Annotated in this window: 18 protein-coding genes and 1 other annotated feature; of the genes, 1 reads left to right on the forward strand and 17 read right to left on the reverse strand. The window is 28.1% G+C overall.

Annotation, left to right across the window (positions count from 1 at the left end; genetic code table 11):
- Positions 1-95 precede the first annotated feature (95 nt).
- The 5 genes from coaBC to dapF are packed head-to-tail and all read right to left on the reverse strand — an operon-like array spanning position 96 to position 3,947.
- Positions 96-1,295 (reverse strand): bifunctional phosphopantothenoylcysteine decarboxylase/phosphopantothenate--cysteine ligase CoaBC, encoded by a 1,200-nt coding sequence (gene coaBC / locus I2H23_RS06945; RefSeq protein WP_166505875.1) that lies wholly within the window; start codon positions 1,293-1,295, stop codon positions 96-98.
- Positions 1,296-1,300: 5 nt separating this feature from the next.
- Entirely contained in the window at positions 1,301-1,564 is a 264-nt protein-coding gene (gene rpoZ / locus I2H23_RS06950) for a DNA-directed RNA polymerase subunit omega (RefSeq protein ID WP_166505876.1), read from the reverse strand.
- A gap of 1 nt (position 1,565) precedes the next feature.
- Entirely contained in the window at positions 1,566-2,183 is a 618-nt protein-coding gene (gmk, locus tag I2H23_RS06955) for a guanylate kinase (protein ID WP_092924309.1), read from the reverse strand.
- A gap of 53 nt (positions 2,184-2,236) precedes the next feature.
- A complete protein-coding gene (locus tag I2H23_RS06960) occupies positions 2,237-3,118 on the reverse strand; it encodes a YicC/YloC family endoribonuclease (protein WP_092924306.1) in 882 nt (293 codons plus the stop codon).
- 1 nt (position 3,119) lies between these two features.
- Positions 3,120-3,947, reverse strand: coding sequence for a diaminopimelate epimerase (gene dapF, locus I2H23_RS06965; RefSeq protein ID WP_166505877.1), 828 nt, complete (start codon positions 3,945-3,947; stop codon positions 3,120-3,122).
- Between the two features lie 203 nt (positions 3,948-4,150).
- Between dapF and I2H23_RS06970 the strand changes: the two genes are divergently transcribed.
- A complete protein-coding gene (locus I2H23_RS06970) occupies positions 4,151-5,923 on the forward strand; it encodes an Rqc2 family fibronectin-binding protein (protein WP_092924300.1) in 1,773 nt (590 codons plus the stop codon).
- Positions 5,924-6,002: 79 nt separating this feature from the next.
- Here I2H23_RS06970 and I2H23_RS06975 read toward each other — a convergent pair whose 3' ends face one another.
- The 12 genes from I2H23_RS06975 to I2H23_RS07030 all read right to left on the reverse strand — a co-directional run bounded on the left by I2H23_RS06975 (position 6,003) and on the right by I2H23_RS07030 (position 16,273).
- A complete protein-coding gene (locus I2H23_RS06975) occupies positions 6,003-7,022 on the reverse strand; it encodes a BMP family lipoprotein (RefSeq protein ID WP_195581366.1) in 1,020 nt (339 codons plus the stop codon).
- Positions 7,023-7,295: 273 nt separating this feature from the next.
- Complete coding sequence (locus I2H23_RS06980) at positions 7,296-8,540, reverse strand: uracil-xanthine permease family protein (protein ID WP_195581367.1); 1,245 nt, start codon at positions 8,538-8,540, stop codon at positions 7,296-7,298.
- A 105-nt stretch (positions 8,541-8,645) separates the two neighbouring features.
- Complete coding sequence (gene pyrR, locus I2H23_RS06985; protein WP_092924293.1) at positions 8,646-9,179, reverse strand: bifunctional pyr operon transcriptional regulator/uracil phosphoribosyltransferase PyrR; 534 nt, start codon at positions 9,177-9,179, stop codon at positions 8,646-8,648.
- Positions 9,180-9,407: 228 nt separating this feature from the next.
- Positions 9,408-10,319 (reverse strand): RluA family pseudouridine synthase, encoded by a 912-nt coding sequence (locus tag I2H23_RS06990; protein WP_195581368.1) that lies wholly within the window; start codon positions 10,317-10,319, stop codon positions 9,408-9,410.
- Positions 10,319-10,774 (reverse strand): signal peptidase II, encoded by a 456-nt coding sequence (gene lspA, locus I2H23_RS06995; protein ID WP_195581369.1) that lies wholly within the window; start codon positions 10,772-10,774, stop codon positions 10,319-10,321. Before lspA ends, I2H23_RS06990 begins: the two co-directional genes overlap by 1 nt.
- Before the next feature lie 65 nt (positions 10,775-10,839).
- Positions 10,840-11,610 (reverse strand): polysaccharide deacetylase family protein, encoded by a 771-nt coding sequence (locus I2H23_RS07000; protein WP_195581370.1) that lies wholly within the window; start codon positions 11,608-11,610, stop codon positions 10,840-10,842.
- A 6-nt stretch (positions 11,611-11,616) separates the two neighbouring features.
- Positions 11,617-12,117 carry a TraR/DksA family transcriptional regulator gene (locus I2H23_RS07005; protein WP_166505883.1) on the reverse strand — a complete coding sequence of 167 codons (501 nt, stop codon included), beginning with the start codon at positions 12,115-12,117 and terminating at the stop codon, positions 11,617-11,619.
- A gap of 3 nt (positions 12,118-12,120) precedes the next feature.
- Positions 12,121-12,504, reverse strand: coding sequence for a DUF5665 domain-containing protein (locus I2H23_RS07010; protein WP_166505884.1), 384 nt, complete (start codon positions 12,502-12,504; stop codon positions 12,121-12,123).
- Positions 12,505-12,626: 122 nt separating this feature from the next.
- Positions 12,627-13,637, reverse strand: a complete 1,011-nt coding sequence (trpS, locus tag I2H23_RS07015; RefSeq protein ID WP_166505885.1) for a tryptophan--tRNA ligase — start codon at positions 13,635-13,637, stop codon at positions 12,627-12,629.
- 15 nt (positions 13,638-13,652) lie between these two features.
- Positions 13,653-14,351 (reverse strand): 5'-methylthioadenosine/adenosylhomocysteine nucleosidase, encoded by a 699-nt coding sequence (locus I2H23_RS07020; RefSeq protein ID WP_195581371.1) that lies wholly within the window; start codon positions 14,349-14,351, stop codon positions 13,653-13,655.
- A gap of 57 nt (positions 14,352-14,408) precedes the next feature.
- Positions 14,409-14,633, reverse strand: a binding site (T-box leader).
- 377 nt (positions 14,634-15,010) lie between these two features.
- A complete protein-coding gene (locus I2H23_RS07025; protein WP_092924268.1) occupies positions 15,011-15,190 on the reverse strand; it encodes a hypothetical protein in 180 nt (59 codons plus the stop codon).
- Positions 15,191-15,403: 213 nt separating this feature from the next.
- Positions 15,404-16,273: an ABC transporter ATP-binding protein gene (locus I2H23_RS07030; RefSeq protein ID WP_207741705.1), complete on the reverse strand. Its 870-nt coding sequence runs from the start codon at positions 16,271-16,273 to the stop codon at positions 15,404-15,406.
- Between the last annotated feature and the right edge of the window lies 1 nt (position 16,274).

A 16,274-nucleotide genomic window follows, 5' to 3' on the forward strand; every position in this document is an offset into this window, starting at 1 on the left:
CTCCTACTCGTATTAACTAGATTATGTCCTTTTTAATAGCTATTTACTCAATTATACCTCTTGCTAAAAATAAAAGCATCTAAATTAATAGATGCTTATCTTTGTAGTAACTTATTGACATTATCTAATATAACATCTGCCACTTCTTCTTTTTTCATTTTTGGATATTCTGTAATATTTCCATCTTTATCTATAATCTTAACTATATTAGTATCTACACCAAATCCAGCGCCTTTTTTAGTTAAATCATTAGCTACAATAAAATCTAGATTCTTTTTCTTTATTTTACCTTTAGCATTTTCTATAAGGTCATTAGTTTCTGCTGCAAATCCAACTAGTATTTTATCTTTTTTTATCTTGCCTATTTCATAAGCTATATCTTTATTTCTTTCTAATTCTATAGATAAATCATCATCAGATTTTTTTATTTTCTTATTAGAATAGTTTTTAGGCTTATAATCTGCTACTGCTGCACTTTTTATTACAACTTGATTATCATCTAAGTTTTCTAAAACTGCATTATACATATCCTCAGCACTTTCTATTTTTATAAGCTTTTTTATATTTTTAGGAACTTCTAGATTAGTTTGTCCTGATATTAAAGTTACATTAGCACCTCTATTTGCTGCTTGAGTTGCAATTGCATATCCCATCTTACCTGTAGATCTATTGCTTATAAATCTCATTGGATCTATGCTTTCTACTGTAGGTCCAGCAGTAACTATTATATTTTTACCAATTAAATCTTGCTTTTGTGTAAGTAAATTAACTACTTCATTTACTATTACCTCTGGTGATGCTAACTTACCTTTTCCAGTATCTCCACAAGCAAGTCTTCCACTTTCTGGATCTACAAAATTACAACCTAGTTCCTTTAATATTTTTATATTTCTTTGAAGTACAGGATTTTCATACATATTAGTATTCATAGCAGGTGCTATTAATACTTTTGCCTTAGTAGCCATAACTGTTGTTGTAAGCATGTCATCAGCTATGCCATTAGCCATTTTACCTATGAAGTTAGCAGTTGCAGGTGCTATTAAAAATACATCTGCTTTTTTAGCTAGTGATACATGCTCTACATCCCAAGTTTTTGGTTCTTCAAACATATCACAAACTACATAGTTTTGGCTTAATGATTGAAATGATAATGGAGTTACAAATTCAGTAGCAGCTTTAGTCATTATAACATGAACATTTACACCTAATTTTCTAAGTCTACTTACTACATCTAATGATTTGTATACAGCTATTCCTCCACTTACTCCTAGTACAACAGTTTTACCTTTTAACATAAGAATTACTCCTCTTCTGTAATTTTTTGTTCTAAGTGCTTTTCAGCTTCATTTAAATCTATTTCTTCTTGAGTTAATAATCTATAGCTTATTTTACCATCAGCAACTTCTTGAGTCGCTATAGTTACAGGTTTGTTATCTCTAGTTTTTGTAGTTGTTATAGGCTCAGCACCGTCTATTATTTCTCTAGCTCTTTTTGCTACTGTTCCAACTAAATAATATCTGTTGTCTATTTTGTTTAATACTTCATTTATTGATGGTTTTAACATTTTATAATTCCTCCTTGAATTTTGCTATTATATTATTTTTATATCTATTAACTTTATTTTTTTCCGCTAATATTATACTTTCTAATTCTTTTACTGATGTATTTACATCTTTATTCACTACAAAATAGTCGTAATCAGATATTTTGTTTATTTCTTCAAATGCACAACTAAATCTTTTGTGTATTTCTTCTTCTGTTTCTGTTCCTCTTCCAACTATTCTATTTTTTAATTCTTCAAGAGATGGCGGTAATACAAATATAAATACACCCTCTGGATATACATCTTTTATTTGCTTAGCTCCTTGCATTTCTATCTCTAATATGACATCTTGTCCATTTTCTAAAGATTCTATTATAGCAGCCTTTGGTGTACCATAAAAATTGTCATAAATTTGAGCATACTCTAAAAATTCACCATTATTTATCATCGTTTGGAATTTTTCTTTTTCTAAAAAGAAGTAATTAACTCCATCAACTTCGCCATTTCTTGGCTTTCTAGTTGTTGCTGATACCGATAATTTTATATCGTGATTTTTGTTTAGTAGCTCTTTGCATATTGTACCTTTACCAGCTCCTGATGGACCAGATACAACTAATAATAGCCCTTTTTTCTTAAGCATTACTATCTTCCTTTCTGATATACAAGTTTCATTATTATATATTTTATTATTATTTATTCTATATTTTGTATTTGCTCTCTTATTTTCTCTAATTCAGATTTAACTTCTACTACTAAATTAGTTATATTTAAGTCTGATGATTTTGATCCTATTGTATTTGTTTCTCTGTTCATTTCTTGTATTAGGAAGTCTATCTTTCTTCCTATTGATTCGTCTTTTACTATAGTCTTTTTTAATTGCTCTATATGACTTTTAAATCTTACTATTTCCTCTGTTATACTGCTTTTATCTGCATATATTGCAACTTCTTGTGCCAATCTATTTTCATCTATTATGCTAGGATTTTCTAGTATCTCAGATATTCTAGTATTTAATTTTTCTTTATAATCAATAACAACATTATATGAATACTTTTCAATTTCTTCAATATAATTTTTAAGAAGGTCACATCTCATTATAACATCTTCTGCTAATTTTTTACCTTCTTCTATTCTCATTTCTTTTAAATTACTTAAAGCTTCTTCTAAAGATTTTTTAAGCATTTCCCATAAAAATTCTTCATCTTCTTCTTTTTCTTCAGCTTTTATTATGTCAGGAAACTTAGCTATATTCATAACGCTTATATCATCTATTAAATCAAACTTATTTTTTATTTGATTTAATATTCCTACATATTGACTAGCTAATACTTCATCGAATTTTAAGTTTACATCTTCACTACCTAATACGTCAAGCTTTATGTATAAATCAACTCTACCTCTTTTTACATAATTTTTTATTAAGTTTCTTGCCTTTTCTTCTAAAAATGATATCTTTCTTGGTAATCTTATATTTATATCTGCATATTTATGATTTATAGTCTTACACTCTATTAAAAAATAATAGTTATCATCTTTATATTCTCCTCTACCAAAGCCAGTCATACTTATTGCCATATTATACCTCCAAAATACCTTCACATATTTTAACTGCAGGCCCTGTCATATATATACAGTCCTCATTTATATCTATTTTTACACATCCACCTTGTGATGTTACATATACATTTTTATCTAATTTTCTTAAAAAATTTCCTATAACTGCTGATGCTGTCATTCCTGTACCACATCCTAAAGTATAACCACATCCTCTTTCCCAAGTAGCTACTTTTATATTATTATTATCTTCAATTTTTACAAAGTTTACATTAGTGCCTTTTAAAAACATTTTATTTTTTTCTATTTCACTTCCATATTTATGTACATCATTTAAGTTTATATCATCTACAAAAACAACAGTATGAGGAACTCCCATTAACATAGAGCTTACTATAAATTCTTTATCTTTTACTTTTATCTTTTGCTCTAAGAAAGTTTCCATAGTATGAATCATAGATATGTTTTTACACAAGAAGCTTCCACTTCCCATATTAACTTTTACTAAACTTGTTATATTATCCTCTTTGTTTATATTTACTTCTTTTATTCCATCAAGAGTTTCTATTTTAAAATTTTCTTTTAATACTATCTCATTGTCATAAACATATTTAGCAAAACATCTAAGTCCATTTCCACACATAGATGCTATCGACCCATCAGAATTATAATATAACATTTTAACATCTGCTATGTTAGATTTCTTAACAATTAAAAGCCCATCAGCACCTACTGAAAATTTTCTATTACATACTTTTTTTGCTATTTTTTCGTATTCATCATATTGATTAAACCTTTGGTCTATAACTATAAAATCATTCCCTATCCCATGTAATTTCCAAAATTCCATACTATCCCCCTCTAATTTAATCCCTAACTTAATATTATACAATATATTAATAAGAAAGGGAAATTATATAGATATAAAATTTGTTTTTATCCCCTTATAATTAATTATATACTTTCTTTAATTAATTTTGATAAATATTCACAATATACTTATATTATGTAATAATTATTATATATTGTTCATCTAAGAAAGGAGCGATTATTATGGCTTTAGATGGTTTAGTTATACATTCTATAGTAAACGAGCTACAATCAAAGATTTTAGGAGGTAAGATAGATAAAGTATACCAACCTGAAAACGATGAAGTTGTTTTACATATAAGAAACAATAAAGAGAACTTTAAATTAGTATTAAGTGCTAGTGCCTCAAATCCAAGGGTATATTTAGCTAAGGATTATAAAAAAGAAAATCCTATAAATGCCCCTATGTTTTGTATGCTTTTTAGAAAACATATACAAGGAGGTAATATAGTAAATATATCTCAGGTAGGTTTTGAAAGAATAGTAAAAATAAGTGTAGAGTCTCTTGATGAGTTGAAGGAAAAAACTACAAAGGATATATATATAGAAATAATGGGTAGACACAGTAATATAATACTTACTCATTCAAATGATAATAAAATAATAGACTCAGCAAAGAGAATACCTCCTAGCATAAGTAGGGTTAGACAGATACTCCCAGGTATGACTTACAATCTACCTCCTGCTCAAGATAAATTAAATCCTTTAGATGATATATCTGAAGATGAATTTATAAAAGAATTAGAATCTTTTGATGGTAACTTATACAAGTCTATTTACTCTAGGTTTTTAGGCATAAGCCCTGTTATTTCCAAGGAAATTTGTCATAGAGCAAACATAAATGAAAATTTAAGTACATCTGAGTATTCTTTTGATGATTTAAGATCTTTATATAAAGAGTTTAAAGGTTTATTTAAAGATATGAAAAATAATATCTATTCTCCATGTGTTGTAGTAGATGAAAGTGTTGATAAAATCATAGATTTTAGTTGCGTAGATTTAACAATGTTTAAAGATTTATCTTTTGTTAAAAATGATAGTATGTCTTATATAATTGAATATTACTATAAAACTAAGGATATAAAAGACAGAATTCATCAAAGATCTTCTGATTTAAGAAAAAGTATTTCTATAAAGTTAGATAGACTTTACAATAAACTAAAAAAACAAAATGAAGAACTTATAGCATCTGAGAATGCTGATATATACAAGATTTATGGAGAACTTATAACTTCATATATCTACATGATAGAAAAAGGTATGGAAAGTGTTGAGGTTCAAAACTTCTACGACCCAGAATATAAAACTATAAAAATAAAACTTAATAAAAATCTAACTCCTTCTGAGAATGCTCAGAAGTACTTTAAAAAATATACTAAGATGAAAACTGCTAAAATAGAAATAACTCATCAAATAGATATAACCAAAGATGAAATAGAATATTTAGAGAATATAATGCTTAGTATAGAAAATTGTGAAAACCTAGCAGAGCTACTTGATATAAGAGAAGAGCTAGGTAGAGTTGGTTATTTAAAATCATCTAGTAAAAATAAAAAAGAAACTAAGCTTACAACTAAACCTCATGAATTTTTAAGTAGTGATGGATTTAAAATATTGGTAGGTAAAAATAATAAACAAAATGATCATCTTACTTTAAAGATTGCAAGTAATGATGATATATGGATGCATACTAAAAATATACCAGGTTCTCATGTTATTATAAAATCTGATTCTAAAGATATACCTGAAACAACTTTATATGAAGGTGCTATGCTTGCTGCATACTTTAGTAAATCAAAAATGTCTGCACAAGTTCCTGTTGATTATACAAAAAAGAAAAATGTCAAAAAGCCTAATGGAGCAAAACCTGGTATGGTAATATATGAAACTAACAACACAATGTATGTAACTCCTACAGATGAACTTGTTGCAAAGCTTAGAATAAAAGAAAATTAAAACAAACTTTAAACATTTAAATCTAAACTTTTTATTAATAATATTAAAAGCCTTATGGATTTCCATAAGGCTTTTTTATCTATTTCATCATATCATTATATTCTTTTTCTGTTCTTGGAACGTTTATTTCTCCATCTATAACTTTTTTAGCTTGTTTATTTACATAATCTATTATTTCTTGAGGTACAAGCTTGTTAGTATTTTCTGGTATACTTACTGCACCTTCTTTTAATCCATAAACTTGAGCTTCTCCACCTTTGTAGTTCCCTTCAACTAATGATTTAGCTAAATCATAAGATGCTACGTTTAATTTCTTTAATGCAGATGTTATTACATTATCTGGAGCTAAATAACTTTGATCTCTATCAACACCTATAGCATATTTATTATTTTCTCTAGCTGCTTCTATAGCACCTGTTCCTGTATCCCCTGCTGCTGATAATATTGTATCTACATTTGAAGCATACATTTGCTTAGCTATTGATTTACCTTTTGCTTGATCACTAAATGAGTTTGCATATTGCTGTGCTACTTTTACATCTTTGTTAGTAGTCTCTACTCCATACTTGTATCCATATTGATATTTACTTATAGCTGGAGTTGGCATTCCTCCTATAAATCCTACATTATTAGTCTTAGTCATCTTAGCAGCTATTATTCCTGTTAAGTATGCTGCTTCTTCTTCTTTAAATATTACAGGCACAACATTTTCTGGAATTTTGTCATATGTTTCATCCATTAATGCAAATTTTTGGTCTGGATAACTTTCTGCTGATTCTTTTATAGCATCTTTTAATTGGTATCCAACACCTATTATTAAATCAGTTTCTTGGTCTACTAATGTCTCTATATTTTGTATATAATCAGATTCTTGTGGTGATTCTAAGTATTTTATATCTATATTAAAATCTTCTTTAGCTTTTTGTAATCCTTCCCACGTAGCTTGGTTAAATGATTGATCAGTTATACTTCCTTCCCCTAACACTATCCCTACTGAAAGATTTGAATTTGCCTTTTCATTTTTTGATGAACATCCAGTTAGCAATGTTGCTGACAATACTACTGATGCTGCTATTGATATTAGCTTTTTAAACTTCATAAACTCCTCCTAAATGCTATTGAACTTTAATCTTAAATTTTTATTTTTCGTTCGACAATAGGTTTTTATTTTACAATACATATTATAATTTGTCTATACTTTTGCTTTTATTTTCTATTTTTTATAATTTTTTTCGTATATATACGATCATTATTTGTATATCATTCATTTTTTAGTATTTATTATTAAGTATAAAAAATTTTAAATTTATTATAAAAAATAAAAGCTATAAAGTTTGAGATTATTCAAACTTTATAGCTTTTTATTTATATATTATACTATTGTAGCTTGTGGAGATACATTTTTAGTATCTTCTTTTGCTTTAAATTCACTATTATTTAATATCCTATTTAATATAACTCCAACTATAGCCGATAAACTAAGCCCTGTTATAGATACAGCTTCAGTAATAGGTATACCTATTACTATACCCTTATTTCCTAAATAAGTTGTTCCAAGTCCTATTATCATTATCGTAGCTATTATTATTATATTATTTTTATTTTGAGTACATTCTCCATCTTTTATAGTTTTAAACCCTACAAAAGTTATCATAGAGAATAATAATATACTTATTCCACCCATTACTGCTTGAGGTATACTTTGTAAGAATCCCCCAAACTTACCTATGCAAGAAAGTATTATAGCAAATACTGCTGTTCTTCTTAATAAAGAAGGATCATAGTTTTTAGTTATAGCTAAAACTGCTGTATTTTCTCCATACGTAGTATTTGCAGGACCTCCTAAGAATCCAGCTACCATAGTTGCTAATCCATCTCCTAGCAAGGTTTTATTTAATCCCGGATTTTCTATGAAATTCTTACCAACCACTGCTCCATTTGTAGTCATATCTCCTATATGTTCCATAAATACTGCTAGAACTACTGGAGCTATTATTACTATAGCTTCTAAGCTAAACTTTGGTAATGTAAACTTTGGTATCTCAACTAAACTTGCTTGTGTTATTGTAGATACATCTACTAATCCCATCGCTAAACATATCACATATCCTGAAATAACTGCTATTAATATTCCTAATTGCTTTATAAATCCTTTTGCAAACTTATTTATACAAAATGCTATTCCTAAAGTTATTATTGCTATTAAAAAGTTTGATGAGGCCATATTAAATGCTGTTGGTAATAAGTTAAGACCTATTACACCTATCATAGCTCCTGTTACTTGTGGTGGAAAATATTTTTTTATCTTATCTATTCCTACCGCTTTAACTGCAAAAGACATTATTACATATATAAGTCCCGCTACCATTATACCACCTTGAGCATAAGCTAAGTCTCCGCCATAAACTTCTTTAGCTGCTAATATTACTGGTATAAACGCAAAGCTTGAACCTAAAAATACTGGTACTTTTCCACCTGTACAAGCATGGAATATTAAAGTTCCTACACCTGCACAAAATATTGCTACTGCAGGATTAAATCCTGTCAATATAGGAACTAACACTGTTGCTCCAAACATTGCTAATAGATGTTGTAATGACATTACTGTTTTTTTCATAAAAAAACCTCCCATAAATTTTTTAGGGAGAAATACTTCTCCCTTTTTCAGTCTCTCTGTACTGATTTAAAAGGCACTATTGTATATTGATTATAGTGTATTTAATTATTCGTTTATTGTTACACAATCTTCTTTGTCTGTTTCTGCTAACTTAACGCATATTATTTCTTTATTTGATGTTGGCACATTTTTACCTACATAATCTGCTCTTACAGGTAACTCTCTATGTCCTCTATCAACTAATACTGCTAGTTGTATAGATTTTGGTCTTCCAATATCCATTAGTGCATCTAGCGCACCTCTTACAGTTCTTCCAGTATATAATACATCGTCAACTAGTATAACTTTCTTATCATTTATATCAAAATCTATGTTAGAACCATTGATTACAGGATCTACATCTACTTCTTTTAAATCATCTCTATATAAAGTTATATCGATTTCTCCTGTGTTAACTTTTTTTCCTTCTATCTGTTCAATTTTTTTAGATATTCTATGAGCTATAGGTACTCCTCTAGTTTTTATACCTACTAAAACTACATCTTCAATACCTTTGTTTCTTTCTATTATTTCATGGCTTATTCTTGTTATAGCTCTACCAATTGCTTTTTCATCCATTAATTGGGCCTTTTCTATCATGGTGACCTCCTATTATATAAGATTTTTTGTTTAAAAAAGCTTCTTATCACAAGACAAGAAGCTTATATATTCTAATTAAATATAAGTACGGTTAATAAATTAAACCAACTAATATAATTTGATATATTATATGTTTATATAGCTTTTGCCTTATGATATCTCTGTATCACTTAAAGGTATTTCTTTTATTTTTTATATTATATATCTATATCATATATTTTTCAAGACCTATTTAAGTTTATTAATTATATTCTTAAAATATTTAGGTAATTCTGAGTCAAATTCGATATACTCTTTAGTAGTTGGGTGTATAAATCCAATCTTTTTTGCATGTAATGTTTGACCTTCTACTTTGAATTTATTATTTTTAGGACCATACACAGTGTCTCCTAAAAGTGGATGATTTATAGATAAAGCATGAACTCTTATTTGATGAGTTCTTCCTGTTTCAAGTCTCGCTCTCATATGTGTGAAGTTTTCATATCTAGCAACAACTTCAAAATGAGTAACAGCTCTTTTTCCATCTTTAACCACTGCCATTTTAAGTCTATCTTTAGGATTTCTTCCTATTGGTTTATCTACAGTTATTTTATCTTCTTTTACTACTCCATGACATATAAATTCATATTCTCTAGTTATAGAATGGTCTTTTAATTGTTCTGCTAAAAAATTATGAGCATTATTATTTTTAGCTATCATTAACAGCCCTGATGTATCTTTATCTATTCTATGAACTATACCAGGTCTTATTACTCCATTTATAGATGATAAATTGTCTTTACAGTGATATAGTATTGCATTAACTAAAGTTCCTTCATAATTTCCTGGAGCTGGGTGAACTACCATATTTTGAGGTTTGTTAACTATCATTACATCGCTATCTTCATAAACTATATCAATAGGTATATCTTGTGGTAATACCTCTAATAACTTTGGTGCTGGTATTTCTATAACTATTTTATCCTCTTCTTTAACTAAGTATTTAGCTTTTTCAATCTTACCATTTACGCTAACTTTTTTGTCTTTTATTATTTTTTGGATGTAACTTCTTGACATATCTCCTAATTGAGAAGATAGGTATACATCTAATCTATCTCCCTCTTCTTCATCAAGAACTAAAAATTCTTTTATTTCGTCCATTACTTCACCTGCTTTTCTTCCTCAAAAAATAAAATATATATGCATAGCATTATAGTTCCTACTACTACAAACACATCTGCAATATTAAATACGTATTCCCATATAAATCTAAAATCAAAATAATCTACTACAAATCCAAGTCTTATTCTATCTATTAAATTGCCTATAGCTCCAGATATAATAAGTATTATACTTGCTTTCCCTAATAAATTTAATTTCTTATTAGTATTTAAATAGTATAATCCAAATATAGATGCTGCTAATGCAACTATTATAAATATGATTTGATTATTTTGCAACATTCCAAATGCTGCCCCTCTATTTTCTACATAAGTTAGATGAAACACATTTTCTATTATTGGTATACTACCTATTCCTTTTAGGTGTCCTAATACCCATAATTTAGAAAGTTGATCTATTCCTATCAATACAGCTATCATTAATATATACGTCAATATTTTTTCCTCCCAAAATTATATATATATTATATTATACAAAAAAAGACTCCCTTATTGGAAGCCTATTGTTGTTTTTGCGTTGCACGATCTTTATCTAGACTATCTTTGAGCTCATGTATAGTAACAAACTCAAATCCTTTTTCTTTTAATTTAGGAATAAACATATCTAATGCCTGTATAGTTTGTGAGGTTTTATTTCTCACTTTATTATAATCATGTAAAAGTATTATATTTCCATTTTCAACCTTTGATGTAATTGTGTTAACTATATAATCTACTCCTGGGTTAGACCAATCTCTAGGATCTATATTTGACCATAGTATTATATCCATATCATTGTTTTTTATTATATCACACATATTTTTAGATACGGCCCTGTATGGAGGTCTAAATGATGTTGGATACTCACCTATAGCTTCTTTTATTATATTTTGAGTATCTATAATCTCTTTATTTATTTCATCATAAGATTTTTTAGATACGTTTATATGAGTAAATGTATGGTTAGCAATTTCATGCCCTTCTTTAAATGCTCTTTTCACTATATCACCATTATACCCTACCTTTTCTCCTATTACGAAGAAAGTTCCTTTTACATTGTGTTTTTTAAGTATATCTAGTATTTGAGGAGTGAAATCTTCATCTGGCCCATCATCAAAGGTTAAAGCTACTACTTTTTTATCATCTCTTCCTTTTTTTATTATTATATCTTCATATTCTTTAAAATTATCACTAACTAAATTATTAGCTTCTATTGTATTTATATTTTCTAGCTTAAACATACCAAATATAAAAATTGCAGATATACAAATAACATATAGTATTTTTTTCATCATATATTAGTCTTTATCAGACTCTTCCTTTGGCATTTTGTTCATTTCATATAATTTTAATAATACTTCATCATAAAATGTAGGACCTTCATTTATTAAATTTTGACCTTCTTCTCTACTAGTTAGATGCATATCTGGTTGATGTTTTGCACAGTTGCTACATAAATTTGTTTCTGGTAGTATATCTAATCTATCAGCCTCAATATTATTTTTGCATATATCACATATTCCATAAGTTCCATTCTCTATTTTATTTAAAGCATTTTCTACATTAAATAATCTACCTTTTTCATGAATCGTTAAACTATTTTGCATATCTTGCATATATACTTCTGTCCCTATATCCGCTAAATGATTATCATAACTAGATAATTCTCCTGATGTATACTTTTCACTAGTGTGTTCACTTGTATCTCCAAATACTGTATTATCTTGCATTTCATTTATTAGGCTCGATAACTTCTCCTTTTCTTTTAGTAGTTCTTCTTTGTACTTTTGGGTATTCATATACTACCTCCTTCTATATTCATCTACTATATCCATTAATCTTGCTATATACTCCCCTATTACAGGTAAATCCACTGATTTACTTAATAGGTAAAAAACAAATGCAGCAAGTATTGATAGACCTATTGCTTGACCAAATCCTTTTCCTAAACCTGCTATAAAATTTATTGTGAACAATCTTCTTTTACTATCTGTTAGCATCATATATTCTCTTATTCTACTTCTTTCTATTATAAGAGTTAATCTTTCTAGGTATCTCCTTATAGTCCCTAGATTTTCTGTAGTTTTTTCACATATATTAAGTTCATTCATAGCTTTATCAAGGTCTTTCATATTTATAGGATTTTGTTTATCAAGGTCATTATCTTCTTTGTACTTAATGTGCATCACATCCTTTATGAATGACTTTTATATAAACTTATTATGTGATTTTTTTGATTAAAAATACGAAAAGGATTATGCATAAATTTATATATTTAAATTCACACATAATCCTTTAATTTAAATTATTATCTAGGTAAGAATTTTCTTTCTATTAATCCTACTTTTTTGTATACTTTTCTTAATGTTTTTCTAGCATGTCTTTCAGCTTTATCAGCACCCATTGCATAAACATTTTCTAAATAATCTTTGTTCTTTAATAAATCAAGATATCTTTCTCTTATAGGTCTTAAAGATTCAACTATAACTTCAGCTACATCACCTTTAAAATCACCATAACCTTTACCTTCATACATACTTACTAGTTCTTCTATTGATTTATTGTCTAATTTTGAATATATTTCAAGTAAATTTTTTATTCCTGGTTGTTCATCAGTATATTTTATAATCCCTACTGAATCTGTAACACTTCTTTTTATCTTTCTTCTTATTGTATCTGCATCATCAGCTAATAGTATAAATGCATTTTCATTTTCATCAGACTTACTCATTTTTTTAGTTGGTTCTTGTAAGCTCATTACTCTACCAACTTCTTTTGGTATATATGGATCAGGTACTTTAAATGTTGGTGAATATCTATTGTTAAATCTAGTTGCTAAATCTCTAGCTAGTTCTAAGTGTTGCTTTTGATCTTCTCCAACTGGAACTAAATCTGTTTGATATAAAAGTATATCTGCTGCCATTAATACTGGATAAGTAAATAATCCTGCATTTAAGTTAGCTTCACTTTTTTGTGACTTATCTTTAAATTGAGTCATTCTACTTAACTCTCCCATATAAGTCATCGTATTTAATATCCACATAAGTTCAGTATGTGCACTTACATGAGATTGTATGAATATCGTATTTTTCTCTGGATCTAATCCACAAGCTAAGTACTGTGCAAGTAATTCCATAGTATTAGCTCTTAAATTTTTAGCCTCTTGTGGAACTGTTATAGCATGTAAATCAACTACACTATAAAAACAATCATACTCATCTTGAAGTTTTGTCCAGTTTTGTATAGCTCCTAGATAATTTCCTAAAGTCATTTTCCCAGATGGCTGAGCACCACTAAATATTATTTTCTTTTCGCTCATTAATAACACCCCTCATTATATTGATCTTAACATATTAAGTACTATATCTTTAGAGTTATGAGCTGCATCCTTAACAAATTCGTCATATACAACATCTGCTCTTCCGTCAGCTCTATCAGACATTGCTCTTATTATTACAAATGGAACTTTATTTAGCTCACAAACATGAGCTATAGCTGCCCCTTCCATTTCTCCACAGAATGCTTCAAACTCTTTTACTAATTCTTCTTTTAATTCTCTAGCGCTTATGAATCTATCTCCTGTTACTACTCTTCCTTTAACTACTTTATGAGTTTTAGTTTCTTCTTTTGATGATTCAAACGCCGCATTTACAAGTCTCTCATCTGCAACAAATGTTGAATTTTCCATTCTTGGTATTACACCTTTTTTGTCTCCAAATACTGTTGTATCAAAATCATATTGTATAGCATCAGTTGATATAACTATATCATATACATCTAAATCTGCATTTAATGCTCCTGCAACACCTGTATTTACTATTGCATCTACACCAAATTCACTTATTAATATTTGTGCACATAAAGCAGCATTTACTTTACCTATTCCACATCTTACTACTACTACATCTTTATTTTCTAAGTTTCCTTTGTAGAATACTAAGCTGGCTTTTTCAACTTTTTCTTTTACATCCATTAATTCTACTAATATATCTACTTCTTCATCCATTGCACCTATTATACCTATTCTGTTCATTACATTTCCTCCTAAGTTGTTTTTCTATAAATTTGCAATAAAAAATCCGTCCTAAATAAATAGGACGGATATATCTTCCGCGGTACCACCTAAATTATATACACCTAGTGCATATCACTTATACCTGCTATAACGTGCAGTCACGATATCGGCTAGTTTACTACTGTATTTCACCTTACTCCTCAAAGGTCCATTCATCAAATACTTTATGCTAAGCTCTCAGCATCCTTAACTCTCTGTTATAAAGATATTTTGATTACTAATCCTTATCAATGGATTTAAATATTTATATATAAACTATGATATTCATTAAAACTTATTTTGTCAACTGTATAATATATTAATATTATTATCTAGTATATATATTTATTCTATTCAATTTATTATAATAAGTTTGAATTATCTCTATACTGTCAAGTCATTTTCATCTTTAATTTTTATAGTTTTTTAATACATCTGCCATAACAAAGCACCTAAGCAATTCTATTACACAAATTATAATCTGAGGAATTAATTCACCCTTACCAGCAAAGTACATCACCTGAATACTGTGATTATTTTAACCTGATAAATATACGCTCACCTTGTCATAAAAAAATCTACCTAAATAAGGTAGATTTCTCTATAAATATAAATCATACTTAACTATGTTTATAACATTATAAGCTCCACTCACCATCTTTTATAAAAATTTTAACTGTATTAAAATTTTTGTCCATTACAATCAAACTTCCATCTTTTATATCTTCAGTTATGAGTATAAGCCCCTCTTGTCTGCAATAATTTCTGGCAAGTTCTAATGCATCAGATTCCATATCTAATTCTAATAATCTTCCCATGTTCATTACTCCTATTTATATAATTTATAATTATACCCATTTTTACCTTTTTCTAAACTACCTAATATAGTTTTAATTAATAAGTTATGAACAGATTTTAAATTAATATAATACATTCTTAAACAAAAAGTTAGCTTTACCTAAGCGACTTGTCGGCAAAACACTTCATGTATCTTTCCTTGAATGTAAAAAAAGAAGGTTTTTACCTTCTTCTTAAACTAACTCCATTTTATTTGTTAAATGATTATGGTAATGAGAATGCTTACCTGTAAATCCATCTTCGTGAACATGGTCATGGCCTACTCCGTTTACATGTTCATGACTATGCATAAATGATACTTGTAGTTTATTATTTATAGGATTTATACCTACATATGCATTGACACCAAATACTTCTTTTAACATTTGTGATGTTATAACTTCTTCCACTTTCCCATATTTTGTTATCTGTCCATCTTTCATGACGATTAAATAATCACAATACATAGATGCCATATTCATATCATGTATTGCAGATAATGTAGTTATATTAAGGCTTTTCACCAAGTCCATAAGCTGTATTTGATACCCTATGTCCAAGTGGTTTGTAGGCTCATCTAATATTAAAAAATCAGTATTTTGAACTAATGCTCTCGCAATTAAAGTCCTTTGTTTTTCTCCACCTGATAAATTAGAAAAACTTCGTTCACTATAGTTATCTAATCCAACTTTTTTTAACATATCTTCAACCATTTTTAAATCTTCTTTCGAATAATCTTCAAATATAGATTTGTATGGATAGCGACCCATTTTCACTATTTGCTCAACTGTAAAATCAAACTGTGAACTACTTTCTTGAGCAAGAACTGCAATCTCTTTTGCACACTCTTTATCTTTCATAGTATATAAATCTTTGTTATCTAATAATATCTCTCCACTAGATGGCTTATAAAGCCTATATATATTTTTAAGTAATGTAGATTTTCCAGAACCATTTGGGCCTATTACCCCTACAAAGGAACCTTTAGGAACATTAAAAGATACATCTTTTAATATTTCTTTTTTATCTATACTAAACCTTAAATTTTTAACCTGTATCTTCATG

The organism is Romboutsia sp. BSD2780061687b_171204_C1, from assembly GCF_015560225.1.
Lineage (GTDB): Bacteria > Bacillota > Clostridia > Peptostreptococcales > Peptostreptococcaceae > Romboutsia_C > Romboutsia_C hominis.